Annotated in this window: 24 protein-coding genes and 3 pseudogenes; all 27 read left to right on the forward strand. The window is 50.0% G+C overall.

Annotated features, from left to right (window positions below):
* Nucleotides 1–10: 10 nt before the first annotated feature.
* The 27 genes and pseudogenes from def (at nucleotide 11) to DXA97_RS13165 (ending at nucleotide 24,476) form a co-directional block, all read left to right on the forward strand.
* Nucleotides 11–489: pseudogene (gene def / locus DXA97_RS13040) on the forward strand (peptide deformylase).
* A gap of 4 nt (nucleotides 490–493) precedes the next feature.
* Nucleotides 494–1,435: a methionyl-tRNA formyltransferase gene (fmt, locus tag DXA97_RS13045; RefSeq protein WP_118720574.1), complete on the forward strand. Its 942-nt coding sequence runs from the start codon at nucleotides 494–496 to the stop codon at nucleotides 1,433–1,435.
* 2 nt (nucleotides 1,436–1,437) lie between these two features.
* Nucleotides 1,438–2,153: pseudogene (locus DXA97_RS13050) on the forward strand (zinc metallopeptidase).
* Nucleotides 2,146–3,486 (forward strand): 16S rRNA (cytosine(967)-C(5))-methyltransferase RsmB, encoded by a 1,341-nt coding sequence (gene rsmB, locus DXA97_RS13055; RefSeq protein ID WP_118720576.1) that lies wholly within the window; start codon nucleotides 2,146–2,148, stop codon nucleotides 3,484–3,486. The pseudogene DXA97_RS13050 and the gene rsmB overlap by 8 nt, the downstream one beginning before the upstream one ends.
* Nucleotides 3,487–3,579: 93 nt before the next feature.
* The gene (rlmN, locus tag DXA97_RS13060; RefSeq protein WP_118720578.1) at nucleotides 3,580–4,632 is read left to right on the forward strand and encodes a 23S rRNA (adenine(2503)-C(2))-methyltransferase RlmN; all 1,053 of its coding nucleotides are present in this window, start codon (nucleotides 3,580–3,582) and stop codon (nucleotides 4,630–4,632) included.
* Nucleotides 4,633–4,636: 4 nt separating this feature from the next.
* Nucleotides 4,637–5,380, forward strand: coding sequence for a Stp1/IreP family PP2C-type Ser/Thr phosphatase (locus DXA97_RS13065; protein ID WP_118720580.1), 744 nt, complete (start codon nucleotides 4,637–4,639; stop codon nucleotides 5,378–5,380).
* Nucleotides 5,377–6,975, forward strand: a complete 1,599-nt coding sequence (gene pknB / locus DXA97_RS13070; protein WP_118720582.1) for a Stk1 family PASTA domain-containing Ser/Thr kinase — start codon at nucleotides 5,377–5,379, stop codon at nucleotides 6,973–6,975. Before DXA97_RS13065 ends, pknB begins: the two co-directional genes overlap by 4 nt.
* A gap of 8 nt (nucleotides 6,976–6,983) precedes the next feature.
* Entirely contained in the window at nucleotides 6,984–7,607 is a 624-nt protein-coding gene (locus DXA97_RS22285) for a PASTA domain-containing protein (protein WP_347561613.1), read from the forward strand.
* A gap of 17 nt (nucleotides 7,608–7,624) precedes the next feature.
* Complete coding sequence (gene rsgA / locus DXA97_RS13080; RefSeq protein ID WP_118720586.1) at nucleotides 7,625–8,506, forward strand: ribosome small subunit-dependent GTPase A; 882 nt, start codon at nucleotides 7,625–7,627, stop codon at nucleotides 8,504–8,506.
* 92 nt (nucleotides 8,507–8,598) lie between these two features.
* A complete protein-coding gene (gene rpe / locus DXA97_RS13085; RefSeq protein WP_118720588.1) occupies nucleotides 8,599–9,261 on the forward strand; it encodes a ribulose-phosphate 3-epimerase in 663 nt (220 codons plus the stop codon).
* Nucleotides 9,262–9,918 carry a thiamine diphosphokinase gene (locus tag DXA97_RS13090; RefSeq protein WP_118720590.1) on the forward strand — a complete coding sequence of 219 codons (657 nt, stop codon included), beginning with the start codon at nucleotides 9,262–9,264 and terminating at the stop codon, nucleotides 9,916–9,918.
* 168 nt (nucleotides 9,919–10,086) lie between these two features.
* A complete protein-coding gene (locus DXA97_RS13095; protein ID WP_118720592.1) occupies nucleotides 10,087–10,683 on the forward strand; it encodes an ECF transporter S component in 597 nt (198 codons plus the stop codon).
* 229 nt (nucleotides 10,684–10,912) lie between these two features.
* A complete protein-coding gene (locus DXA97_RS13100; protein WP_118720594.1) occupies nucleotides 10,913–12,016 on the forward strand; it encodes a BMP family ABC transporter substrate-binding protein in 1,104 nt (367 codons plus the stop codon).
* Between the two features lie 251 nt (nucleotides 12,017–12,267).
* Nucleotides 12,268–12,444, forward strand: coding sequence for a hypothetical protein (locus tag DXA97_RS20235; protein WP_182436896.1), 177 nt, complete (start codon nucleotides 12,268–12,270; stop codon nucleotides 12,442–12,444).
* Nucleotides 12,445–12,623: 179 nt separating this feature from the next.
* Nucleotides 12,624–12,983: a helix-turn-helix domain-containing protein gene (locus DXA97_RS13105; RefSeq protein ID WP_118720596.1), complete on the forward strand. Its 360-nt coding sequence runs from the start codon at nucleotides 12,624–12,626 to the stop codon at nucleotides 12,981–12,983.
* A 3-nt stretch (nucleotides 12,984–12,986) separates the two neighbouring features.
* Nucleotides 12,987–13,762, forward strand: a pseudogene (gene udp, locus DXA97_RS13110) (uridine phosphorylase).
* A 73-nt stretch (nucleotides 13,763–13,835) separates the two neighbouring features.
* Nucleotides 13,836–15,365, forward strand: coding sequence for a YjjI family glycine radical enzyme (locus tag DXA97_RS13115; RefSeq protein WP_347561616.1), 1,530 nt, complete (start codon nucleotides 13,836–13,838; stop codon nucleotides 15,363–15,365).
* A complete protein-coding gene (locus DXA97_RS13120; protein ID WP_118720600.1) occupies nucleotides 15,366–16,208 on the forward strand; it encodes a YjjW family glycine radical enzyme activase in 843 nt (280 codons plus the stop codon). It abuts the gene before it with no gap.
* A 68-nt stretch (nucleotides 16,209–16,276) separates the two neighbouring features.
* Complete coding sequence (locus DXA97_RS13125; protein WP_347561614.1) at nucleotides 16,277–17,824, forward strand: ABC transporter ATP-binding protein; 1,548 nt, start codon at nucleotides 16,277–16,279, stop codon at nucleotides 17,822–17,824.
* Nucleotides 17,817–18,884, forward strand: coding sequence for an ABC transporter permease (locus DXA97_RS13130; protein ID WP_118720602.1), 1,068 nt, complete (start codon nucleotides 17,817–17,819; stop codon nucleotides 18,882–18,884). The genes DXA97_RS13125 and DXA97_RS13130 overlap by 8 nt, the downstream gene beginning before the upstream one ends.
* A 1-nt stretch (nucleotide 18,885) precedes the next feature.
* On the forward strand, nucleotides 18,886–19,821 hold the full coding sequence (locus tag DXA97_RS13135) for an ABC transporter permease (RefSeq protein ID WP_118540939.1): 936 nt from the start codon (nucleotides 18,886–18,888) through the stop codon (nucleotides 19,819–19,821).
* A 147-nt stretch (nucleotides 19,822–19,968) separates the two neighbouring features.
* A complete protein-coding gene (gene deoD / locus DXA97_RS13140; RefSeq protein WP_118540937.1) occupies nucleotides 19,969–20,679 on the forward strand; it encodes a purine-nucleoside phosphorylase in 711 nt (236 codons plus the stop codon).
* Between the two features lie 111 nt (nucleotides 20,680–20,790).
* The gene (gene deoC / locus DXA97_RS13145; RefSeq protein ID WP_118720604.1) at nucleotides 20,791–21,456 is read left to right on the forward strand and encodes a deoxyribose-phosphate aldolase; all 666 of its coding nucleotides are present in this window, start codon (nucleotides 20,791–20,793) and stop codon (nucleotides 21,454–21,456) included.
* Between the two features lie 87 nt (nucleotides 21,457–21,543).
* The gene (locus DXA97_RS13150; RefSeq protein ID WP_347560039.1) at nucleotides 21,544–21,972 is read left to right on the forward strand and encodes a cytidine deaminase; all 429 of its coding nucleotides are present in this window, start codon (nucleotides 21,544–21,546) and stop codon (nucleotides 21,970–21,972) included.
* A gap of 16 nt (nucleotides 21,973–21,988) precedes the next feature.
* Entirely contained in the window at nucleotides 21,989–23,179 is a 1,191-nt protein-coding gene (locus DXA97_RS13155; RefSeq protein ID WP_118707898.1) for a phosphopentomutase, read from the forward strand.
* Nucleotides 23,180–23,379: 200 nt separating this feature from the next.
* Entirely contained in the window at nucleotides 23,380–24,207 is an 828-nt protein-coding gene (locus DXA97_RS13160) for a pyridoxamine kinase (protein ID WP_347561615.1), read from the forward strand.
* On the forward strand, nucleotides 24,207–24,476 hold the full coding sequence (locus DXA97_RS13165; protein WP_118540922.1) for a TIGR04076 family protein: 270 nt from the start codon (nucleotides 24,207–24,209) through the stop codon (nucleotides 24,474–24,476). Before DXA97_RS13160 ends, DXA97_RS13165 begins: the two co-directional genes overlap by 1 nt.
* The last annotated feature ends 354 nt before the right edge of the window (nucleotides 24,477–24,830 follow it).

The raw sequence follows: 24,830 nt of genomic DNA on the forward strand, positions 1-24,830 counted from the left end.
GAACAGATAAATGGCAATCAGACAGGTAAGAACCATTGGAGACGATATTTTAAGAAAGGAATGCAAACCGGTAAAGGAGATCACCCCGCGTATCGCAGAGCTGATCGAGGACATGTTTGAGACCATGTACGAGGCAAACGGCGTGGGACTTGCGGCACCGCAGGTTGGCGTGTTAAAGCAGATTGTAGTCATGGATGTGGATGACGGCAACCAGTATGTGCTCATCAACCCGGAGATCATCGAGCAGAGTGGAAGCCAGACCGGTCAGGAGGCTGCCTGAGCGTGCCGGGAAAGGCTGGCATGGTAACCCGTCCGAACCACGTTGTGGTACGCGCTTATGACGAGAACATGGAGCAGTTTGAGTTAGAGGGCGAAGAACTTTTAGCACGCTGCATCTGCCATGAGTGTGCACACCTTCACGGAGAACTCTATGTAGATTTAGTGGAAGGCGAGCTGATGGATGTAACTGCAGAACCGGAGGAAGAATAAGCATATGAGAATTGTATTTATGGGAACACCGGATTTTTCGGTGCCGACACTGGAAGCATTAGTTGCTTCCGAGCATGAGGTGGTTGGTGTGGTAACCCAGCCGGATAAGCCAAAGGGCCGTGGCAAGGAAATCCATATGTCACCGGTAAAAGAATGCGCTTTGCAGCACAACATCCCGGTGTACCAGCCGGTGCGCGCAAGGGATGAGGCATTTGTGGACGAGATGCGTGCATTAAACCTGGACGTTATGGTTGTGATTGCGTTTGGGCAGATCCTGCCGAAGAGTCTTCTGGAGCTGCCGAAATACGGCTGTGTCAACATTCACGCATCCCTGCTGCCGAAATACCGCGGCGCAGCCCCGATCCAGTGGGCAGTCATTAACGGTGACGAGGAAACCGGAATCACCACCATGATGATGGATGTCGAGATGGATACCGGCGACATGCTGGAGAAAACCGTTGTGAAACTGGACCCGGAGGAAACCGGCGGAAGTCTGTTTGACCGTTTGAGCCTGCTTGGCGGAGACCTGATCCTTTCTACCTTAAGTAAGCTGGAAAAGGGTGAGATCACCCCGGTGCCTCAGGACCATGAGAAGGCAACCTACGTGAAGAAAATTTCCAAATCCATGGGCGATATTGACTGGACTATGGATGCGGTTTCCATTGAACGCCTGGTGCGCGGCTTAAATCCGTGGCCGAGTGCGTTTACCAGATGGAATGGAAAAATGTTAAAGATCTGGGAAGCAAAAGTACTTCCGGATCCGGACGTGAAGTTTCCCTGCGGCAGCGTGATCAGTGCATCCGACGAGGGTTTAAAAATTCAGACCGGAGCAGGTGTTTTGTGCGTGACCAGTCTGCAGCTGGAAGGAAAGAAGCGGATGGATACCGCGGCATTCCTCAGGGGATACCAGGTGGCAGTCGGTTCTATGATGGAAAGGAGTGAGTAATCATGTATGGTGGTTACTACGGGCTGGGCTACAGCCTTTTTGATCCTACAATGATCCTTGTTTATATTGGAGCGCTGCTCTCCATGTGGGCATCTTCAAAAGTAAACAGTACGTTTCAGCGTTATTCCCGCGTGCGCAGTATGACCGGTATGACCGGCGCGGAGGCGGCAAAACGTCTTTTGCAGTCCAGGGAATCTACGACGTTACGGTCCAGCCGGTGCGCGGACAGCTTACCGACCATTATGACCCGCGGACGAAAACCGTGAATTTATCGGAATCGGTGTATGGCAGTACTTCCGTTGCAGCAGTAAGCGTTGCGGCACATGAGTGCGGACATGCGATCCAGGATAATGTGGGCTATGCACCGCTGCGCCTGCGTTCCGCGTTCGTGCCGATCGCAAACTTTGGAAGCAAGATTTCCCTGCCGCTCATCATCCTTGGGTTCTTTATCGGACTGACTCCGTTTATCGAGATCGGCATCTGGATGTTTGTCCTGGCAGTCTTATTCCAGATCATCACCCTCCCGGTAGAGTTCAATGCTTCTTCGAGAGCCGCAAATCTTCTGGACAGTCTTGGAATTTTGCAGGGCGATGAGGTGAGCGGCACAAAAAGAGTACTGGGGGCAGCAGCCCTGACTTATGTGGCAGCTGCGGCAGCTTCCATCTTACAGCTTATGCGGCTGATCATCCTGTTTGGAGGACGCAGACGAAATGATTAAGCAGAACGGCCCGACCAAAGAGCGGGAACTGATCCTGGATATCTTAATGGAAATACTGGAATATGGCGGTTACAGCCATGTAGTATTAAAAAAAGCACTGGATAAGCACCAGTATCTGGAAAAGCAGAGCCGTGCGTTCATTACCCGCGTGACGGAAGGAACGATTGAGTATCTCCTTACCATCGATGCGGTCATTGACCAGTGTTCCAAGACAAAAGTAAAGAAAATGAAACCCGTGATCCGAACTATTCTCCGCATGTCGGTGTACCAGATTTTAAAGATGGACCGGATCCCGGACAGCGCAGTGTGCGACGAGGCTGTGAAGCTTGCGGTGAAGCGTAAGTTTCATGGCCTGAAAGGCTTTGTAAACGGTGTTTTGCGCACCGTGGCAAGAGAGAAAGAAACCTTCGTATTTACGGACTGGGAAAGAAAGTATTCCATGCCGGACTGGATTATTGAGTTGTGGAAGCAGCAGTATCCGGCAGAAACCGTGGAAGGGATCATGAAGGCATTTTTAGAGGAACGTCCGACTTCGGTGCGCTGCAATCTGGACCGTGCCTCCATGGAGAAGATCCTTACAAGTCTCGAAAAGGATGGAGCAACGGCTCAGAAAAATCCGCTTGCGAACCATGCACTTTTTCTTTCCGGCTACGACTATCTGGATGCTTTAGAGGCATTCCGGAAAGGATGGATCACCGTGCAGGATGTCAGCTCCTCCTTTGTGGGAGAGGTGGCAGACCCGAAGCAAGGCGATGTGGTTCTGGATGTGTGCGGTGCGCCGGGCGGAAAGAGCCTGCACATTGCAGATAAGCTTGCGGGAACCGGACAGGTTGTCGTAAGGGATCTAACCGAGAACAAGATCTTACTGGTAGAAGATAACATCCGCCGCACCGGATTTACCAATATCCGGGCGGAGGTCTGGGATGCCCTTTTGGAGGATCCATCCTGGGAAGAAAAGGCAGATATTGTGATCGCAGATCTGCCCTGCTCCGGTCTTGGCATCATCGGGAAAAAGCCAGATATCAAGTACCAGGTAACAGAAGAGGACTTAAAAGACTTGGCAGACCTTCAGAAGGATATTTTGTCGGTGGTCTGGAAGTATGTAAAACCGGGCGGGAAGCTGATCTACAGCACCTGCACGGTCGACCATCTGGAAAATGAAGACCAGCGTGCCTGGTTTTTAGAGCATTTCCCGTTTGAACCGGTAAGCATTGAGGGGGCATTTGGCAGCCAGGTAAGCGAAGAAACCATGAAAGACGGTTATATCCAGCTGCTGCCGGACAAGTATCCGTGCGATGGATTCTTTATCTCCGCATTTCGGAGAAAACTGTAACATGACGCGGCTGCGGACAATGGAAAGCAGCCACAAAATCCTGTTGCCGGGCACGCATGCGTGAACAGCAATAAAGAAAGCAGATAATAGATTATGGAAAAGCAAGATATCAAGTCCATGACGCTGGAGGAGCTGACAGAAAGCATCCGGCAGATGGGAGATAAGCCCTTCCGGGCAAAACAGATTTACCAGTGGCTGCATCAGAAGCTGGTGACAGAGTTTGATGAGATGAGCAATCTTTCTAAGCCACTCCGTGAAAAATTGAAAGAGCAGTTTTTTCTGACGGCGCTGTATCCGGCTGATGTAAAGATCTCACAGATTGACGGGACCAGAAAATATCTGTTCCGGCTTGCAGACGGCAATGTCATTGAGAGCGTGTGGATGCAGTACCACCATGGAAACAGCGTGTGCATTTCGTCCCAGGTAGGCTGCCGCATGGGCTGCCGCTTCTGTGCTTCTACCTTAGACGGTCTGGAGCGGAACTTAACACCGGCAGAGATGCTGGACCAGATCTACCGGATCCAGTCTCTGACCGGGGAACGCGTTTCCAACATTGTCATCATGGGTTCCGGTGAGCCGATGGACAACTACGACAATGTGATCCGGTTCATCCGCATGATCACCGACGAAAACGGATTGAACATCAGCCAGAGAAACATTACACTGTCGACCTGCGGCATTGTGCCGGGAATCTTAAAGCTGGCAGAAGAAGATGTCCAGATCACGCTGGCATTATCTTTGCACGCTCCGAATGATGAGGTGCGAAAGACGCTGATGCCGATCGCAAACCGTTATGCCTTAAAAGATATCCTGGCGGCCTGCCAGACTTATTTTGAGAAAACCGGGCGCCGCCTGACCTTTGAATACAGCCTGGTAAGCGGGGTTAACGATAATCTGGATGAAGCAAAAGCCCTGACCGCCCTGATCAAACATATGCATGGCCATGTGAATTTGATCCCGGTCAATCCGATCAAGGAGCGTGACTACCGCCAGTCTGACCGGAAGGCGATTGAGGCATTTAAGGCATATCTGGAGAAGAATGGAATCAATGTGACGGTCCGCCGGGAAATGGGCCGCGATATCAACGGTGCCTGCGGACAGCTGCGAAAGAGTTTTCTGGAAGAGGAAGGTAAAGGAGGGATCTAACGCCATGGAGGCATGTGCACTGACGGATGTAGGACAGAAGCGGAGCATGAACCAGGATTTTATCTATGCGAGCACTGAGCCGGTCGGGTCCCTGGAGAATCTTTTTATTGTGGCAGATGGCATGGGCGGTCACCAGGCCGGTGATTTTGCATCCCGCTTTGTAGTAGAAAACCTGGTACGTTTTTTTGAAACACCTTACCCGGACCGGGATGTTCACGGAATCCTGAAGGAGGGAATCCGTAAGGTGAACAGGGAGCTTTATGAGCGCGCCAGCAAGACTCCGGAGCTAAATGGTACAGGAAGTACCCTGGTACTGGCTACGATCAAAGGAAATGTCCTGTATGTGGCGAACATCGGGGACAGCCGTCTGTATCTGCTGCGCGGAGAGCTGGAGCAGATCACCAAAGACCATTCTTATGTGGAAGAGCTGGTGGCCATGGGAAAGCTAAAGCGTGGCAGCCGGGATTACATGGAAAAGAAGAATATCATCACCAGGGCGGTTGGCGTCAGTGAAGAGGTGGACACGGATCTGTTTGCGCTGAAATTAAAGAGCAGGGACCAGATCTTAATGTGTTCGGACGGACTGAGCAACATGGTAGATGAATTCGAGATGGAATACATCATCCGTTCTGAGGACGGGGTAGAGGCCAGGGCAAAGGCTCTGGTGGATGCAGCAAACCGGAGCGGCGGCCAGGATAACATTTCTGTACTCCTGATCGAGCCGCAGATAAGTGAGGTGAGCTTATGATACTGAGACCTGGAATGTTTTTACAGGACCGCTATGAGATCCTGGAGCAGATCGGCTCCGGCGGGATGTCTGTGGTCTACAAAGCAAAGTGCCATAAGCTAAACCGACTGGTGGCCATCAAGGTTTTGAAGGAAGAATTCTGCAATGACAGTAACTTTGTCAGCAAATTCAAGATGGAGGCCCAGTCTGCAGCAGGCTTATCCCATCCGAACATTGTCAGTGTTTACGATGTTATCGATGAGGGCAAGCTTCATTACATAGTCATGGAGCTGATCGAAGGCATTACCTTAAAAAGCTATATCCAGAAAAAGGGCAGGCTTGAGGTCAAGGAAACGATCGGGATCGCCATTCAGGTGGCCCAGGGAATAGCAGCAGCCCATGAGCAGCATATCATCCACCGTGACATTAAGCCGCAGAACATGATCATCTCCAAGGACGGCAAGGTGAAGGTGGCAGATTTCGGTATTGCAAGGGCAGTATCGGCCCAGACCATGACCTCGTCTGCCATGGGATCGGTCCATTATATTTCCCCGGAGCAGGCCCGGGGCGGATTCAGCGATGAGCGCAGTGATATTTATTCGCTGGGCGTTACCATGTATGAGATGGTGACCGGCCGGGTACCATTCGAAGGCGACAATACCGTGGCCATTGCCATTGCACATTTAGAAAATGCAGTGGTTCCGCCAAGTGTTTACAATCCGGAGATTCCGGTCAGCCTGGAGAGGATCATTCTGACCTGTATGGAGAAAAAGCCGGAGCGCCGTTACCGCAGTGCGCAGGATGTGATCACGGACCTTAGGTCTGCACTGATCCATCCGGATGGGGAGGGCATAATCAGCCCGGCAAGTGTGCAGGAGCGTGCCTTAAATGGGGAAACGGTCCAGATTAGCAGTGAACAGCTCTCCAAGATCAAGCATTTCCGGAAAACGGAGCGGGTGGAACCGAATCGCCGGGAAAGCTATGAACGGGAGGCGAAGGCAGCCTGGCAGGCGTATCAGGATGAAGGCGCACAGAACACTATGGAGCCAGAGCGGGAAGGCCCGGAAGCAGAATGGGAAAGAAAAATGGCAGGCCCGGACCGGATGCCGGCAAGACGCCGGGTGCGCGGGGAGGAGCCAGACAGCGACCGGGCGAATCCGCATATCGAGCGGATCCTGGCAGGAGCCGGCATTGTAGCAGCAATCGTGGTGGTGGCAGTTTTGATCGTGGTATTTGCCAAGCTTGGTGCGTTTTTTAAGGCAGGAAGCGGAATCCTTGGAAACTCCCAGACGGAGAGCGTTCAGACGGAAACCGGTGAGCTGGTCTTAAAGGATACCGAGGTGTCGATGCCGTCTGTCCTTGGCATGACAGAGGATCTGGCAGAGAGTACCTTAAAGCAGAGCTCCCTGACCATGAAGCGTACCTATGAATATTCGGACGATGTGGATAAAGGCCATGTGGCAAAGCAGGACCCAGAGGCCGGAAGCGTTGTGTTAAAGGGCGGACAGGTTAATGTTGTCATCAGCAACGGAAGCGACAAGATCGACCTTGATAAGCTGGAATCGCAGAGCTGGACCAGAAAACGGCAGTTACCTTTCTGGAAAGCAAGGGACTGAAGGTCCAGGTGACAGAGGAGGAGAGCGAAACGGTGGAAGCCGGTACGGTAATGCGCTACGAACCGAAGCTGGTAGCGGATGGAGGCACCGTATACCTGTATGTCAGCAGCGGCCCTCATGTAGATAAGGTCCCGGCACCATATCTGGTAGGTAAGACCGAGGAGGAGGCCATTGCGCTTTTAGCAGAGAATGAACTGATGCCTGGTAATACCTCGACCGAATCCAGCGATACCGTGGAAAAGGGATCGGTCATCAGCCAGTCAGTGACCTCGGGCACCCAGTTGGAAAAGGGAAGTAAGATCGATTACGTGGTCAGCAGTGGGCCGGAAGTAAAGCACCAGCGCTATCTAGCATCCATCAACGAGGTCTATGACCTGAGCAATCTGATCGGACCGGGCGCGGGAACCTCCAGCGTTACGATCATGATCCGCCTGCGCCAGGGAACTGCGGATAATCCGCATTATAAGGTTCTGACCCAGTCCACCACCATCAAAGGAGATGTGCTTCTCCCGGTAAACTTTACCAGTATTGAGAGTATGGATGGCACCGATCAGGGGTCATTAGAAATCGTGGATGTCAATTCCGGCGCAGTCATCAAGACTTACCCGCTGACATTCTTCCCGATGGATTAGAAAGAGAACAAAGAAACATGACAGGAAAAATCATTAAGGGAATCGCAGGCTTTTATTATATCCATGACGGAGTGGACAAAGTGTATGCCTGCAAAGCAAAGGGAATCTTCCGAAACCGGGGCATCAAGCCGGTGGTAGGAGACAATGTAGAATTTACCGTGCTGGATGAGGAGGCACTGGAGGGAAATATCGATGAGATCCTTCCCAGAAAAAATGTGCTGGTGCGTCCGGCATCGGCGAATATCGATCAGGCACTGGTGGTGTTTGCCGTTACCCAGCCGGATCCGAATTTTAATCTTCTGGACCGCTTCCTTATTATGATGCTGGCGCAGGACATCCCGGTGACGGTCTGCTTTAACAAGACAGATCTGGAAGCCGGGGAAAAGCAGGAGGAGTACCGGAAAATCTACGAGCAGGCCGGCTATCCGGTGATGTTTGTCAGCACCTATGAGAAAACCGGAGTGGAGGCTGTGCGGGAGTATCTGCGTGGAAAGACCACAATCTTAGCCGGTCCTTCCGGTGTGGGAAAATCTTCGCTCACAAACCTTCTCCAGCCGGAGGCGGCGATGGAGACGGGAAGCATCAGCGAAAAGATCAAGCGGGGAAAGCATACGACCCGCCATGCGGAGCTGTTCTGTGTGGAGGAGGATACGTACCTGATGGATACGCCAGGCTTTTCTTCCATGTATCTGGAAGAAATCGAACCTCAGGACCTGAAGGATTACTTCCCTGAATTTGAAGCGTATGAGCCTGCATGCCGGTTTGCGGCAGACTGTGTTCACATTGGCGAACCGGTATGCGGTGTCAAGGCAGCGCTTGCAGAAGGAAAGATCAGCCAGAGCCGGTATGACAATTACGGACTCTTATATCAGGAGCTGAAGAACCGCAGAAAATATTAATATTTGGCAGCTGTGTGTGGAAGCATTCCAAATGCTGCACGGGACACAGCCATGCTGAATGATTCGAAAAAGGAATGAAGGAGTAAGAGATCATGTATATTTTAGCACCATCCATTCTTGCAGCAGATTTTGGAGATTTAAGAAAGGAAGTCCAGACCGTGGCAGAGGCAGGCGCACAGTACATCCACATTGATGTGATGGATGGCATGTTTGTGCCGAGTATCTCGTTTGGCATGCCGGTCATCAAGAGCATCCGATCCTGCACCGATAAGGTTTTTGACGTTCACATGATGGTGGAAGAGCCGGGACGCTATGCGGCAGACTTAAAAGAGGCCGGGGCAGACCTTCTCTGCGTGCACCAGGAGGCATGCTGTCATCTGGACCGCACGATCAATCAGATTAAGGAGCTTGGCATGAAGGCTGGTGTGGCATTGAATCCGGCAACTCCGGTGGAAACGCTTTCCTGCGTACTGGACCAGGTAGATATGATCCTCTTAATGTCTGTGAACCCGGGCTTTGGCGGGCAGAAATTTATTCCTTATACGGTAGATAAGATCAAAAAGCTCCGCGCTATGCTGGATGAGCGCGGTTTGAAAACCGACATCCAGGTAGACGGCGGAGTCGGACTTGGCAATGTAAAGGAACTGATGGAAGCAGGAGCCAATGTCTTTGTAGCAGGCAGTGCCGTATACAAAAACGACGCTGCAGCCAATGTAAAGGCATTCTTAAACATTTTTGAAGAGGCTGGGAAATAAATGAAACGGTGTCTGGTTATGACGGGCGGAAAGCTGGATCTGGCTTTCGCCCGCTCCTTTTTGGAACATGAAACATTTGATAAGATCATAGCAGTGGACGGCGGCTTAAAAGCGGTGAAAGAGCTGGGGCTCGTGCCGGACTACATTGTAGGGGATTTCGATTCGGTCTCAAGTGAGGTCCGGGAAGAATTCCGGCAGTACCCGTACATCGTCTGGGAACAGCATAAGCCGGAGAAAAATGAGACCGACACGGAGCTTGCGAGAAACCGGGCCCTGACTCTTGCCTGTAACGAGATCGTATTTCTTGGTGCGACCGGAGGCCGCATTGACCATATGATCGGCAATATCCATGCGCTGAAAACCTGTATGGAGCGCGGAATCAACGCTTATATTGTTGATTCCCAGAACCGGTTATATCTGCTGGACGGGGAGCGTGAGTTTTCCAAAGAAACGCAGTGGGGAAAATATGTTTCCTTTGCCCCGTACACAGAAGAGGTGACGGGGATCACGCTGACCGGCTTTAAATACCCGTTAAAGGATAAGACCATCCGCCGCGGTGAAGAGGTGGGGCTTTGCGTCAGCAATGAGATCGCGGAAGATACAGCGAAGATTACGCTGGAGGATGGGGTGCTGATCTGTATCGAATCCAGGGATTAGGGGGCAGGAGCTTCTGGCTGTTTTGCAGGCTGGAAGGCACACGAAAACTGGACTGGTTAAAAAGTTTAAAACTGGCTATTAATATCATTCCACTTGCGTGCTATGATATGCGACAAGATCGTTGTTGCCGGCACAACATAACTACAAAAGCAGCAAGGGAGAATGATTATGAAAAATAAAGAAAATGACAAAGTATATAAGCTGGTGCTGACTGCGCTGATGGCGGCCCTGTGTTATGTGGCCTTTACCTTCTTAAAGATCCCGATTCCGACCCCGGGCGGAGACACCACGGCACTGCATATCGGAAATGCATTCTGTGTCCTGGCAGCCCTGCTTCTGGGCGGTGGCTACGGCGGCGTGGCAGGTTCCCTGGGTATGACGATTGCAGACCTCTTAGACCCGGTTTACATTACCAGTGCCCCGAAGACCTTTATTTTAAAGCTCTGTATCGGCCTGATCGCTGGTTTTGTGGCACACAACATCGCCCATATCACCGAGGACCACGACAGCAAGTACATTATGAAGTGGTCCCTGATCGCTTCCATCGCAGGACTCGGCTTTAACGTGGTCATGGACCCGGTTGTGGGTTACTTTTATAAGAACTACATTCTTGGAGTCCAGTCGGATGCAGCAAAAATCATGGCAACCTGGGCAGCAGGTGCAACCCTCGTCAATGCCATTGTCGGAACCATTGTAGTTGTAGTGGTTTACATGGCAGTGCGCCCGGTCTTAAAAAAGGCTGGCCTTTTCATGAAGATCAAATAAGACCAGGCTGAAGCAGTGACAAAACGATAAAAGCAGAACAAAAACAGAACAAAAACAGAACAAAAACGGAACAAGAAGCCGGGAAAACAGGATAATTTCTCATGATATTTATTTATAAGTAAAAATAAGTAAAATTCATGTTAAATTATCCTTTCCTTTTATAGGAATTAATGATATTATGGGAATAAGGCTTTTTTTTGCCCGAGAACCCAAAAAGGAGAGAGAACTTATGAAAAAGAAAATGCTGGCTGTATTATTAGCTGGTACCATGGCAGCATCCATGACCGCATGCGGAGGCAGCAGCTCCAGTAACACTGCAGACACCACTGCAGCAGCAAAGGAGGCTGGCGACAGCGCAGAACAGACCGGGGAGGCAAAAGCAGACGCAAAAGACGCTTCCGAATTCAAAATCGGCCTGATCACCGATGTAGGCGGCGTAAATGACGGATCCTTCAACCAGTCTTCCTGGGAAGGTCTTGAGAGAGCCGGCGAGGAGCTGGGCGTGACCGTAAACTACTTAGAGTCCGCTACCGATGCTGACTACGCTCCGAACATGGAAACCTTCGTAGATGAGGACTATGACCTGATCATCAGTGTCGGCTACATGCTTGCAGATGCTACCAGAGCAGCAGCAGAAGCAAACCCGGATACCAGATTCGCAATCATCGATGACGCAACCATCGACCTTCCGAACGTAACCAGCCTGATGTTCCGTGCAGAGCAGGCTTCCTATCTGGTAGGTTATGTAGCTGGTCTGACCACCAAGACTAACAACATCGGTTTTGTTGTAGGTATGACCAATGAGACCATGAACCAGTTTGGCTACGGCTACTGCGCAGGTGCGATCGACGCTAACCCGGACATCACCGTTCAGCAGTTCAACGCAAACTCTTTTGCTGATTCCGCTACCGGTAAGACCATGGCAAACACCGCGATCACCAACGGTGCTGACATCGTATTCCAGGCTGCAGGCGCAACCGGCCTTGGCGTTATCGAGGCATGCCAGGAGGCTGGTGTTTACGCGATCGGCGTAGACAGTGACCAGTCCAGCATTGCTCCGAACACCGTTTTAACTTCCGCTATGAAGCGTGTAGACAACGCAGTATACGAGGCAGTTCAGGAGCTGATCGACGGTTCTCTTGAGGGCGGCGTGAAGACCTTTGACCTGGCAGCAGGCGGCGTAGACATCGCTCCGAGCCAGGATCTGATCGCACCGGAAGTAATCTCTGCAGTTGACGAAGTAAAAGAAAAAATCGTAAACGGCGAAATCGAGGTTCCGGATGACAAGGAGTCCTTCGAGGCAAAATACGGTGATGTATATCAGTTAGACTAATACAGATGCTATTATCGTGTTACATGACACATTACGTGAATCGTAACATGACAGATACTGCATGGCAGACGCGGGGTTCGCAGATTTGCGGACCCCGTATTTCTATGCAGAATTTTATTTCATGGGAAAATCTGCCAAGTGGCATAAAAATAATGGAAATCGAGAATAAAAGTGACATTTGTCCTTTCTTGTTTATGGGAAATGTGGTATAAAAAAGGTATCATGAGAATAAAACCGGGGAAATGAATAAAATGAGCGAAGCAGATGACGTGATCAGCAAACTGAGTCCGAAACAGCAGAATTACTTAAATCGTTACTTTACTTATGCGCCGGAAGCCTTAAAAAGCAGCATGCAGGTGGTGCGGATGCCGGCGGGAACGACTTTCATTCAGGAAGGAACACTGGTCGATAAGGTGTATATCCTTTAAAGAAGTGTATCCGCAGTTGACTACCGGGTGCGTGAGACGGTCTATGGTTTCTGCCACTTTGAGCCGATTGAAATATTCGGGACCATGGAGATCCTTGGGCAGACGAACTGCTATAAGACAACACTGGCTACGACGCAGGACAGCCTGCTTTTAAAGATACCGGGAGATATCTGCAAAAAATGGCTCTTAAACGATGTATCTGCCTGCGCATGGAAACCGAACGCATCATCGGCTACCTTCTGGACCAGTCCAGAAAGGAACGCCTCTATGTGATGCTGCCGGGAAATGAACGGGTTTATCTCATTCTTACGAATTTATATGAAACCTACGGAAAATGCGATACGTACCGTGTTTATTTAAGCAGAAAAGACTTTTCTGAAGTTACCGGTGTCTCTGAGCGGACCATTACCAGGGCCTTAAAGGATCTGGAGGAAAAGGGGCTGATCGCAAGAGACGGCTGGAGCATCGTTATGACATGGGAACAGTATCAGAAAATCCGCGAACTCGTAGGAGTACAGATCAATGAAACGGGGGAATGACAAATGAAGTATTCAGAAAATCCAGATAAGCAGTACCATATTCAGGTAGGGGAGGGCGAAGTGGGGCGCTATGTGATCCTTCCGGGCGATCCGAAGCGCTGTGCCAAGATCGCCGCTTATTTTGATGACGCAAAGCTGGTTGCAGACAGCCGCGAGTATGTTACCTATACCGGGTACCTGGACGGGGTCAAAGTGAGCGTGACCTCCACTGGCATCGGCGGTCCGTCCGCATCCATTGCCATGGAAGAGCTGGTCAAATGTGGGGCAGACACCTTTATCCGCGTCGGCACCTGCGGCGGCATGCAGCTTGATGTAAAAAGCTCGGACGTCGTTGTGGCAAGCGGTGCATCCGCATGGAAGGAACCAGTAAGGAATATGCGCCGATCGAATTTCCGGCAGTAGCCGATCTGGACGTGACCATTGCACTTCGGGAGTCCGCGAAAAAACTGGGACAGACCTGCCACGTTGGCGTGGTGCAGTGCAAGGATGCATTTTATGGCCAGCACTCCCCGGAGACCATGCCGGTCAGCTATGAGCTTTTAAATAAGTGGGAGGCCTGGAAACGTCTTGGATGCCTGGCATCGGAGATGGAATCCGCAGCTCTCTTTATCGTAGCCAGCACACTGCATGTGCGCTGCGGTTCCGTATTTCTGGTTATGGCTAATCAGGAGCGGGAAAAACAGGGACTGCCAAACCCGGTAGCCCATGACACCGATATGGCTATCCGTGTGGCAGTCGAAGCCATCCGGAAACTGATCCACGAAGATGCTAATAAATAGCTGCGAAACTATAAAACTTATCAATCATATTTATCACATGTAGGAGGAAGTTGTTATTATGCGTGACATTTCTATGGAAAGAGTCAACGAAACCAGAAAAAACATTCTTGAGATCATTGAGAGCGCGACGCTCACCCATGAGCAGAAGCTGACCTGTCTGGCAAACCAGGCAGATTCCCTGATGGAGGTCTTAGATCTTCCGGAAGGACTGGATGAACTGTTAAACGTGCCGATCGACAGAAAGTGCATCTGCGATTTAAGCGAGGGTCATGCGCCGATGCGTCCGCGTTACATCATCCCGGATTATGCGAAATTCTTAAAAGAAGGAAGCAAATTCCTCCAGTTAGATCCGCCGACCGACCTGTACGAGGCATTAAACAGCCTGATGATCTTCTATAAGCATGTTCCGAGCGTTACCAACTACCCGGTTTATGTGGGCCAGTTAGACGAGCTCTTAGAGCCGTATATTGACACCGTGGACGAGGCACAGGCAAAGAAGATGCTGAAGCTGTTCTTAACCCAGATGGACCGTACCATCCTGGATTCCTTCTCCCACGCAAACATCGGACCGCGTGAGACCAAGGCAGGACGTCTGCTCTTAGAGGCAGAAAAAGAGCTGGAAAATGCCGTTCCGAATTTAAGCTTCAAGTACGACGAGGATATCACTCCGGATGATTTTGCACTCAAAGCGATCGACTGCGCAATGCACAGCGCAAAGCCGAGCTTCGCAAACCACAAGATGTTCAAGAGCGAGCTTGGTGAGAATTATGTTATTGCAAGCTGCTACAATGGCCTGCTGCTTGGCGGCGGCGCTTACACTCTTTGCCGTCTGGTGCTTGGCAATATCGCAAAGCGCGCAAAGAATATCCAGGATTTCATGGAGAGAGAACTTCCGTACGTACTGGATATCATGGCACGCTATATGGATGCCCGTATCAAATTTGAGGTAGAAGAGAGCGGCTTTTTTGAGAACAACTTCCTGGCAAAAGAGGGCTTCATCCACAGAGACCGTTTCTCTGGTATGTATGGCCTGGTAGGTCTGGCTGACTGCGTCAACATCCTGTTCGAGAAAGAGGGCATCAAGGGACGTTTCGGCCACGACGAGAATGCAAATAACCTTGGTGTAGAGATCATGGAGATCATCAAGGAGTTCAACTTAAACCATAAGAATAAATACTGCGAGGGAACCGGCGGACATTTCCTGCTTCATGCACAGGTAGGCCTGGCAGAGGACGAGAACGTAACTCCGGGAACCAGAATTCCGATCGGCGAGGAGCCGGAGGAGCTGATCGACCAGCTGAACGTGTTAAGAAAGTTCCACAAGTACTTTACATCCGGCACCGGCGATATCTTCCCGATCGATATGACTGTGCACAGAAACCCGGAGTACGTTCTGGATATCATCAAAGGTTCCTTCAAGATGGATCTGCGTTACCTGTCCTTCTATTCCAGCGACAGCGATGTGATCCGTGTAACCGGTTATCTGGTAAAACGTTCTGAGCTGGAGAAACTGGCTGGCGGTGAGGCTGTCCTTCAGGATACCACTGCACTGGGACTTGGCGCGGCAAGAAATGGCCACATTCTGGAAAGAAAGGTGCGCTAAATGAAAGCAATCGTAAACCGGATCATCCCGTTCAGCAGTGTGGATGGTCCGGGAAACCGGACAGCCATCTTTTTACAGGGCTGTAATATTGACTGCAAATACTGTCATAACCCGGAAACGAGAAAACTTTGTGTACAGTGCGGAAAATGTGTGGTAAACTGTCCTGCAGGAGCATTAACCATGGGAGAGGATAAGAAGGTTGTTTTTGACCCCCAAAAGTGCGTACAGTGCGATACCTGTATCCACATCTGTCCGCATGACAGTTCTCCGCGTACCTGCGAGATGACACCAGAGGAAGTCTATGAACGCGTGAAAAAGCAGATCCCGTTTATCCGGGGCATCAGTGTTTCTGGCGGCGAGTGCATGCTTTGGCCGGAATTTTTAACAGAGCTGTTTAAGCTTGCGAAAAAAGATGGTCTTGGAACCCTGATCGACAGTAATGGCATGGTCCCGTTCGAACAGTATCCGGAGCTTATGGAGGTTTCCGACGGTGTGATGCTGGACATCAAAGCGTTTGAGGCAGCAGAGCATGAGCGGGTGGCAGGGGTCACCAATGAAATGGTGCTTCAGAATGCGGATTATCTTGCAAAAACCGGAAAGCTTTACGAGGTACGCGCGGTGATTGTCCCGGATCTTTACGATACGGAAAAGAGTGTGCGCGAGATGGGCGATTTTCTGTCTCCATATCTGCAATACGGAGACATCCGCGTAAAGATCATTGCATTCCGTCCCATGGGAGTGCGGGAACAATATTCCCATTTCCAGGTGCCTGACCAGAAGTATCTTTCTTATCTGGCAGACATTTTAAAAGAAAAAGGATTCCAGCATATTACGCTGATCTGATGAGGAAAGATTGCTGTTACGCGCTTGCGCAGACAGCAGACGATAAAAGAAACAGGAGGGACCAAGCCGTGGCAAGAACGAGCCATATGGATGAAAGTAAAGTCGTAATTCAGATGAAAGACATCGTCAAGAAATTCGGCGACTTTACGGCGAATGACCACATCAACCTGACCGTGCACAAAGGAGAGGTGCACGCGATCTTAGGTGAGAACGGAGCCGGAAAGAGTACCATGATGAACGTACTCTGCGGACTGTACAAACCAACCAGTGGACAGATCTTTATCAATGAAAAAGAAGTTCACTTCAACAGCCCGAAGGATGCGATCGACATCGGTATCGGTATGGTACACCAGCATTTCATGCTGATCCAGCCATTCACCGTAACCGAGAATATTATTCTGGGTATGGAGCCGGTTAAGGGCTTAAGTGTTGACAAGGAAACTGCAAAGAAAAAAGTGCTGGAGCTGTCCGAGCGTTATGGCATGAAGGTAGACCCGGACGCAAAGGTAGAAGATATTTCCGTAGGTATGCAGCAGCGTGTGGAGATCCTGAAGGTATTGTACCGCGGTGCGCAGACCCTGATCCTGGATGAGCCGACTGCGTCCCTGACCCCGCAGGAGATCGAGGGCCTTATGGAGATCATCTCCAACCTGACTGCAGACGGAAAGAGTGTCATCCTGATCACTCATAAGTTAAAGGAGATCACCGCATCCTCCGATAACTGTACCATTATCCGTCAGGGTAAATACATCCAGACTGTAAAAGTAGCCGATGTCGATGAGAATGCCCTGGCTGCCATGATGGTAGGACGAGACGTTAACTTTAAGGTCGACAAAAAAGACCAGGAAGCAGGCGAGGTTGTCCTGCATGTAGAAAACCTGCACGCAAAGGATTACCGCGATGTGGAAATCTTAAAAGGCTTTAACTTAGATGTAAGAAAAGGCGAGATCGTAGGACTGGCCGGTGTCGATGGAAATGGACAGACCGAGCTTGTCGAGATTTTGACCGGCCTTCGCAAGGCTGAGTCCGGCACCGTTACCATGATTGGAAAAGATGTCTTCAACAAGAGCCCGAAGGAGACCTTTGCAAACGGTATTTCCAGTATTCCGGCTGACCGCCAGAAGCATGGTCTGGTTCTGGAATTCTCCAACGAGGATAACCTGATCCTGCAGCACTTCGAGGAAGCACCATTTTCCAAACATGGAATTCTGGACCGCAAAGCCATCAAGGAGCATGCACTTGGTCTGATCGAGAAATTCGATGTCCGCCCGCGCGGCTGTGCCGAGGCACCATCCGGCACCCTGTCCGGCGGTAACCAGCAGAAGGTCATCATTGCCCGCGAGGTAACGAACGATAAGGATCTTTTAATCGCGGTAAACCCGACCCGTGGCCTGGATGTCGGAGCGATCGAGTTTGTTCATAAGTATCTGGTAGAGCAGAGAAATAAAAACCGTGCAGTATTGCTGGTATCCTTCGAGCTGGATGAGATCATGAGCCTTTCCGACCGGATCGAGGTTATCTTCGATGGCCAGATCACCGGAAGTGTTCCTGGTAAGAATGCAGACGAGAAGGAGCTCGGATTTATGATGGCAGGAGGAAAAAAGACAAATGAATAAAAAGAAAAGTATTCTGGAATGCAATGTACTCTACACCATCATTGCAATTATCATTGGCTTTTTGGTAGGAGCCATCTTCTTGACGATTGCGGGCATCAGCCCGGCAGTCGCTTACGGAAAGCTTTTTAGCAGTATTTTCAGTAAGCCGAAGTACCTGGTATGGACCCTGGTTTACGCAGCACCGCTGATCTTCACTGGTTTAAGTGTAGCTTTCTCGTTCCGTACCGGTGTGTTCAACATCGGCGCTGAGGGCCAGTTCGTTATCGGCGGCCTGGTAGCCTGCATTCTGGGAATTGTGTTAAAGCTTCCGGCAGGCATCCATGCGATCGTATGTCTGGTGGCAGCGGCAGCTGCAGGCTGCATCTGGTCTCTGATCGTAGGTGTGCTGAAGGTAAAACGCGGCATCCACGAGGTACTTTCCTTTATCATGTTTAACTGGATCGCATTCTATCTGTCCAACTACATGGTAAACCTGCCGTTCATCCACCGCGATAAGACTGAGGCAACCCAGGATATCGCAGCTTCCGCGAGACTCCTTCTTCCGGAAGGCATGAGAAACGCACTTGGCTGTACCAGTGCACACTGGGGCTTTGTCCTGGCTGTCGTTGCAGCAATCGTGATCTGGATTATCATCGAGAAGACCACTCTTGGCTACAAGCTGAAGGCCGTAGGCTTTAACAGCAGTGCCGCAGAGTACGGTGGTATCGATGCAAACAGATCCATTCTGACTGCACTTGGCATTTCCGGTCTGTTATCCGGTCTTGGCGGAGCAGTTCAGGTACTTGGCATGTCCGGCCGTTTGAGCCAGTTCGCTGGTCAGGAGGGCTTTGGTTTCGAGGGTATCACCGTTGCCCTGATCGGTTCCTCAAACCCGATCGGCTGCATCTTCTCCGGTCTGTTCTACGGTGCCATGAAATACGGCGGATCCAAGCTTAGTATCGTAAAAGCACCGTCTGAGGTCGTAGACATCATCATGGGCTGCGTTGTTTTACTGATCGCGATCGCTCATGTATTTAAGTATTTTGTCCTGAAGACAGCAAAGAAGAAGGAGGCAAAGTAAGATGAATGAAATTATAAAAGACCTTGGTCTTCTGATCAACGCGACCCTGATCGCGACTCCGCCGCTTCTTCTTGCGGCTCTTGGCTCCTGCTTCTCTGAGCGAAGCGGAGTTGTTAACATCGGTATTGAGGGTATGATGACCATCGGCGCGTTCACCGGTGCTGTTATGGGACTGACCACCGGAAACGGCTGGATCGCATTTCTTTGTGCAGGTCTGGCAGGCGCATTGTTCGGACTGATCCATGCTTACGCATGTATTTCCTGCCATGCAGACCAGACCATCGCCGGTACGGCGATCAACTTCTTAGGACCTGGCCTGGCACTGTTCCTCTGTAAGGCAATGTACAACAACTCATCCGATACACCGGCCATGGATCCGAGCTGCAAGCTCCCGAAGCTGTTTGAGGGCGTGTTCCCGACCGGTTCCTTCTGGAACAACGTATTGAATGTATATGCGGTTGCTTATCTGGTATTTGTTCTGGCATTTGTGTGCTGGTTCGTATTCTACAAGACCAAATTCGGTGCACACTTAAGAGCAGTCGGAGAGCATCCGGAGGCATGTGAGTCTCTGGGTATCGACGTTTACAAGGTCCGTTACACCTGCGTGATCCTTTCTGGATTCCTGGCAGGTCTCGGCGGTGCTTTCGTAACCCTGGCAACCATCAACCAGTTCCGTCCGAGTGTTATCGTAGGACAGGGCTTTATCGCGATCGCAGCGGTTATCTTCGGTAAGTTCTCCCCGGGAGGAGCAACCAAGGCATGCCTGCTCTTTGGTCTGTGCAGCGGTATCAAATCCCTGGCAGCGCAGAGCAACATGGTATCCCCGAACTTAATTTCCATGATCCCGTACGTGGTAACCATCGTGGCACTGGTACTGTTTGTCGGTAAGGCACATACTCCGGCAGCAAACGGAAAGATCTTTGTAAAGTCGAAATAAATTTTAGCCAGGTCTGTATATAGGAAGCAAGACTTATATACAGGCCTGTAATAATCTAAATAGAAATAGGGGCAGGCGGGTCTGGCGCGAAAGGCAGCCCGATGTGTCCCACTATATGGAAAACAGGAGAAGGAAAGGGGATTTATTATGACGAACACACCAACTGCGCACAATAGTGCAAAACTCGGCGATTTCGCCAAAACTGTACTGATGCCGGGCGATCCGCTGCGCGCAAAGTACATTGCAGAGACGTATCTGGAAAATGCAAGACAGGTAAACGGGGTCCGGAATATGTTTGGTTATACCGGAACCTACAAGGGAAAAGAGATTTCTGTTATGGGAGGCGGTATGGGAATGCCGTCCATCGGAATCTATTCCTACGAGCTGTTTCACTTTTATGATGTAGACCAGGTGATCCGTATCGGTTCCGCAGGGGCCCTGCAGGATAATATGAAGCTGATGGACGTTGTCATTGGCATGGGTGCCTGCACCGATTCCAACTATGCTTACCAGTATGGACTGCCGGGAACCTTTGCACCGATCGCAGACTATGAGCTGTTAAGCCGGGCTGTGGAAACCGCAAAGCGCCAGGGCACAAACGTTGTAGTCGGAAACGTGCTTTCCTCCGACGTATTCTACAACGCAATGGGCAATGTCAATGACCTGTGGCGCGGCATGGGCGTGCTGGCTGTGGAAATGGAAGCAGCAGCGCTCTACATGAATGCGGCAAAGGCAGGCAAGAAGGCACTCTGCATGCTCACGATTTCCGATCATCTCTACACCAACGAGCATTTAAGCGCCGAAGACCGGCAGCTTGGTTTCCATAAGATGATGGAGATCGCGCTGGAACTGGCATAACAATATTGCAAAAAACAGAAATGCAGAAGCAGAACATGGAGAATCTGGCATGTGCCGGGACAATCTGCTTCTGACTGTAATATGTGATAGAAAAGAAAGGGGATTCATACAATGGATGTAAAAGATATTATCAAACATGTGGACCACACACTCTTAACCCAGACTGCAACCTGGGCTGAGATCAGGCAGATCTGCGATGACGCGGTTGCTTACGGAACTGCTTCCGTCTGCATTCCGCCGTCCTATGTAAAGCAGGCTAAGGAGTATGTGCAGGACAAGATGGCAGTCTGCACCGTCATTGGCTTCCCGAACGGCTATATGACCACCGCAGCAAAAGAGTTTGAGACGAAAGATGCACTCGCAAACGGGGCAGACGAGATCGATATGGTCATCAACATCGGCTGGGCAAAAGACGGCAAGTTTGACTGCATCGAAGAGGAAATCCGCACCCTGAAAAAAGCATGTGGCTTTAAGGTATTAAAGGTCATCATCGAGACCTGTCTTCTGACCGACGAGGAGAAGATCCGCATGTGCGAAGTAGTGACAAAGGCAGGAGCAGATTACATCAAGACCTCCACCGGTTTCTCCAAAGCAGGAGCAACCTTCGACGATATTAAGCTCTTCTCCGAGCACATCGGGCCGAATGTAAAGATGAAAGCAGCAGGCGGCATCTCATCTCTGGATGACGCAGAAAAATTCCTTTCCCTGGGTGCTGACAGACTGGGAACCAGCCGCATCATCAAGCTGGTAAAGCAGGAAGAGGCAACCGGATACTAAAAAATCTGTCTGCCTGAGTGGGCGCATGGATAAAGAAAGTGAGGAAATCCGAAATAGGGAATCCTCCCAAGGAGTGTTAAGCAAATCATGAAGAAACTGGAAAAGGATCAGATTGAAGCCCTGATCGAAAAGGCCATCAGCATGATGGATTACTCTTATGTGCCGTATTCCCACTTCCATGTGGGAGCTGCACTGCTGGCGAAAAACGGCACCGTTTACGGTGGCTGCAACATTGAAAATGCCGGTTATACGCCAAGCAACTGCGCAGAGCGCACCGCATTTTTCAAGGCCGTGAGTGAAGGCGTGCGGGAGTTTGATGCCATCTGCGTAGTCGGTGGCGCCAATAAAGAATTAAAAGAAATCACAGCTCCATGCGGCGTCTGCCGCCAGGTTATGATGGAGTTCTGTAACCCGGAAGAATTCCAGATCATTCTGGCAGTCTCCAAAGAGCAGTATGAAATCTATACTTTAAAAGAGCTGCTGCCTCTTGGATTCGGGCCGGATAATCTGAAATAAAATTAAGGAGAATTACATGGAAAAGTTTAAACGCGTATTTGTAGTAGTCATGGATTCCCTTGGAGTGGGAGCTATGCCGGATTCCGCAGATTTTGGTGATATCGGGGTGAACACCCTGGGGCATATTTCCGAATCCGTGGAAACCTTTCAGATTCCAAACCTTCAGAAACTGGGGATGGCAAACATCATCCCGTTAAAGCAGGTCGCACCGGTGGAGAAGCCGCTGGGCTATTATGGAAAACTGCGTGAAAAGAGCCGCGGCAAGGATACCATGACCGGACACTGGGAGATGATGGGCCTGGAAGTCACCAAACCATTCCAGACCTTCACCGAGACCGGATTTCCACCGGAGCTGATCAAAGAGCTGGAGGAGCGCACCGGACATAAAGTCATCGGCAATAAGAGCGCCAGCGGCACCGAAATCTTAGATGAGCTTGGTGAAGAGGAAATCGCAACCGGCCATATGATTGTGTACACCTCTGCAGACTCTGTGCTTCAGATCTGCGGCAATGAGGAGACCTTTGGCCTCGATGAACTTTATCGCTGCTGTGAGATCGCCCGGGAGCTGACCATGAAGGATGAGTGGAAGGTTGGCCGCGTCATCGCCAGACCATATATAGGAAAGAAAAAGGGCGAATTCAAGCGCACCAGCAACCGCCACGACTATGCGTTAAAGCCATTCGGTCCGACTGCTTTGAATGCGCTTAAAAGTGCCGGTTATGATGTCATTTCCATTGGAAAGATCAACGACATCTTTGTGGGCGAGGGTATCACTGAGGCCTACAAGTCCAAGAGCTCTGTTCATGGCATGGAGCAGACCATCGATGTGGCAAAGAAAGATTTCCATGGTTTGTGCTTCGTGAACCTGGTTGACTTCGATGCCCTGTGGGGACATCGCAGAAATCCGTCCGGCTACGCACAGGAGATTGAAAAGTTCGATGTAAATCTTGGCTTACTTCTGGATACGCTGCGGGAAGATGATCTCCTCATCATCACGGCAGACCACGGAAATGATCCGACCTACACCGGAACCGATCACACCCGCGAGAAAGTGCCGTTTCTGGCATATTCTAAGGCGTGCAAGGAGAGCGGCGAGCTTCCGGAGACCGATACCTTTGCGATCATCGGAGCAACCATTGCCGACGATTTCGGTGTAAAGATGCCGGAAGGAACCATTGGGGATTCGATTCTGGATAAGCTGAAATAAAATAATAATTTGATACAGGAAACATGAAAGGGTCGAAAGCTCCCGCTCCGCCGTATGGCGGAGCAGGAACTTTCGGTCCTTGTTCGTTGCGTTAACGATATTATTCTGTTTTTCTACTTAATTGTTACATTAGAAAAATATCTGACGGGGCCTTTTGAAACTCTTAAAGATCTGTCAAAAAACACGAAAATGAGGTACAAATGATGAATAACAAACTCTTGCTGATCAATGACCTGGCAGGCTACGGAAAAGTCGCATTATCTGCAATGATTCCGGTGCTTTCTCATATGAAATATGAGATATTCAGCCTTCCTACGGCTATCGTTTCGAACACGCTGGACTATGGTAAATTTGATATTCTCGATACCACAGAATACATGAAAAATACGCTTGACGTATGGAAACAGCTGAATTTTGAGTTCGATGCCATATCAACTGGCTTTATTGTTTCCAAAGAACAAACGGAGCTGATCACGAAATTCTGCAGGGAAGAATCTGCAGCGGGCATTACCATATTTACCGACCCGATCATGGGTGATGAGGGAAAGCTTTACAATGGCATTACGCAGGAAACGGTTGCGCTTATGCGGAAATTAATCTCGGTTTCCGATTACACGGTTCCTAATTATACGGAAGCTGCATATCTCGCCGGTTCTGAGTACCATGAAGAGGGTGGCACAGAGGCAGAATTAAAGGATATCATCGATGAACTGAAACGCCTGGGTGCAAAATCCATTGTGATCACAAGTGCAAAGATCAAAGGTTCAGAACAAAAATGTGTGTTCGGTTATGATGATAAGACGAAGGAATATTTTCAGATTGATTTTGAGGAGATTCCGGTAAGATTTCCTGGCACAGGAGATATTTTCTCGGCCGTTTTCATGGGTAAGATATTAGCTGGATGCAGCCTGCGCGATGCCACAGAGCGTGCCATGACGACGGTAAAAAATATGATCGTGAAGAATGCCGGGAACGCAGATAAATACAAAGGAATACCGATTGAGACATGTCTGGAGGAGATTGATTGATGAAAAGACCAAAGATCCGAATTACCCTGATTGATCAAAAAGGTACCGTTGGCTGCCACAGAGGGCATAAGATTGGTGATTCCTATGATTTTGACACGGAAAGAGGCAATCTGTGCCCTATGGCGATGCATGTAGCGTTTCCGTATGTTGATATCCTGCGGTACGGCGGAAACATTCCAGGGCAGAAAGAGGGAACTGCTTTGTTTGCCTGTCCGGATGTGGATACACTCAATGTATTTAAGATTGAACGAATTGACGAAGATGCATAATTCCTTGACATTGGAATTAGGAACAAAGGGTGATTTTCTATGCAAAAGGATGATATAGTTGGATCCAAAAAGAAAGGACGATAAGAATATGAAGTTTCTGGTTATCGACAGCACCATCCGATCCTGTGAAGTCTCCAGAACTGCGAAAGCAGATTTTATTTGTCAATATGTCCGTGAAAAATGAAACGCGTCAGGCTCTCGTATATATAAAAAAACAATGAAAAAGTGACATGTGTCCTTTCCAAGCGCATTGATTTGTGTTATATATAAGGTTATTCTGAGACCTGAAAATTAATTATATTGGAGGACAATTAATGAAAGAAGAATTACGAGCTATTATGATGGCAGTAGCAA

The sequence above is a fragment of the Clostridium sp. OF09-36 genome (assembly GCF_003481985.1).
GTDB lineage: Bacteria > Bacillota > Clostridia > Lachnospirales > Lachnospiraceae > Brotaphodocola.

What these genes read in the sequence shown, in the direction of transcription:
- rlmN (WP_118720578.1), top strand. Translation starts at nt 3,580, where the DNA reads ATGGAAAAGCAAGATATCAAGTCCATGACGCTGGAGGAGCTGACAGAA.
- DXA97_RS13095 (WP_118720592.1), top strand. Translation starts at nt 10,087, where the DNA reads ATGAAAAATAAAGAAAATGACAAAGTATATAAGCTGGTGCTGACTGCG.
- DXA97_RS13160 (WP_347561615.1), top strand. Translation starts at nt 23,380, where the DNA reads ATGATGAATAACAAACTCTTGCTGATCAATGACCTGGCAGGCTACGGA.
- rsmB (WP_118720576.1), top strand. Translation starts at nt 2,146, where the DNA reads ATGATTAAGCAGAACGGCCCGACCAAAGAGCGGGAACTGATCCTGGAT.
- DXA97_RS13150 (WP_347560039.1), top strand. Translation starts at nt 21,544, where the DNA reads ATGAAGAAACTGGAAAAGGATCAGATTGAAGCCCTGATCGAAAAGGCC.
- pknB (WP_118720582.1), top strand. Translation starts at nt 5,377, where the DNA reads ATGATACTGAGACCTGGAATGTTTTTACAGGACCGCTATGAGATCCTG.
- DXA97_RS13100 (WP_118720594.1), top strand. Translation starts at nt 10,913, where the DNA reads ATGAAAAAGAAAATGCTGGCTGTATTATTAGCTGGTACCATGGCAGCA.
- DXA97_RS13155 (WP_118707898.1), top strand. Translation starts at nt 21,989, where the DNA reads ATGGAAAAGTTTAAACGCGTATTTGTAGTAGTCATGGATTCCCTTGGA.
- DXA97_RS20235 (WP_182436896.1), top strand. Translation starts at nt 12,268, where the DNA reads ATGAGCGAAGCAGATGACGTGATCAGCAAACTGAGTCCGAAACAGCAG.
- deoD (WP_118540937.1), top strand. Translation starts at nt 19,969, where the DNA reads ATGACGAACACACCAACTGCGCACAATAGTGCAAAACTCGGCGATTTC.
- DXA97_RS13120 (WP_118720600.1), top strand. Translation starts at nt 15,366, where the DNA reads ATGAAAGCAATCGTAAACCGGATCATCCCGTTCAGCAGTGTGGATGGT.
- fmt (WP_118720574.1), top strand. Translation starts at nt 494, where the DNA reads ATGAGAATTGTATTTATGGGAACACCGGATTTTTCGGTGCCGACACTG.
- DXA97_RS13135 (WP_118540939.1), top strand. Translation starts at nt 18,886, where the DNA reads ATGAATGAAATTATAAAAGACCTTGGTCTTCTGATCAACGCGACCCTG.
- DXA97_RS13105 (WP_118720596.1), top strand. Translation starts at nt 12,624, where the DNA reads ATGGCTCTTAAACGATGTATCTGCCTGCGCATGGAAACCGAACGCATC.
- DXA97_RS13130 (WP_118720602.1), top strand. Translation starts at nt 17,817, where the DNA reads ATGAATAAAAAGAAAAGTATTCTGGAATGCAATGTACTCTACACCATC.
- DXA97_RS13165 (WP_118540922.1), top strand. Translation starts at nt 24,207, where the DNA reads ATGAAAAGACCAAAGATCCGAATTACCCTGATTGATCAAAAAGGTACC.
- DXA97_RS13115 (WP_347561616.1), top strand. Translation starts at nt 13,836, where the DNA reads ATGGAAAGAGTCAACGAAACCAGAAAAAACATTCTTGAGATCATTGAG.
- rsgA (WP_118720586.1), top strand. Translation starts at nt 7,625, where the DNA reads ATGACAGGAAAAATCATTAAGGGAATCGCAGGCTTTTATTATATCCAT.
- rpe (WP_118720588.1), top strand. Translation starts at nt 8,599, where the DNA reads ATGTATATTTTAGCACCATCCATTCTTGCAGCAGATTTTGGAGATTTA.
- DXA97_RS13090 (WP_118720590.1), top strand. Translation starts at nt 9,262, where the DNA reads ATGAAACGGTGTCTGGTTATGACGGGCGGAAAGCTGGATCTGGCTTTC.
- deoC (WP_118720604.1), top strand. Translation starts at nt 20,791, where the DNA reads ATGGATGTAAAAGATATTATCAAACATGTGGACCACACACTCTTAACC.
- DXA97_RS13065 (WP_118720580.1), top strand. Translation starts at nt 4,637, where the DNA reads ATGGAGGCATGTGCACTGACGGATGTAGGACAGAAGCGGAGCATGAAC.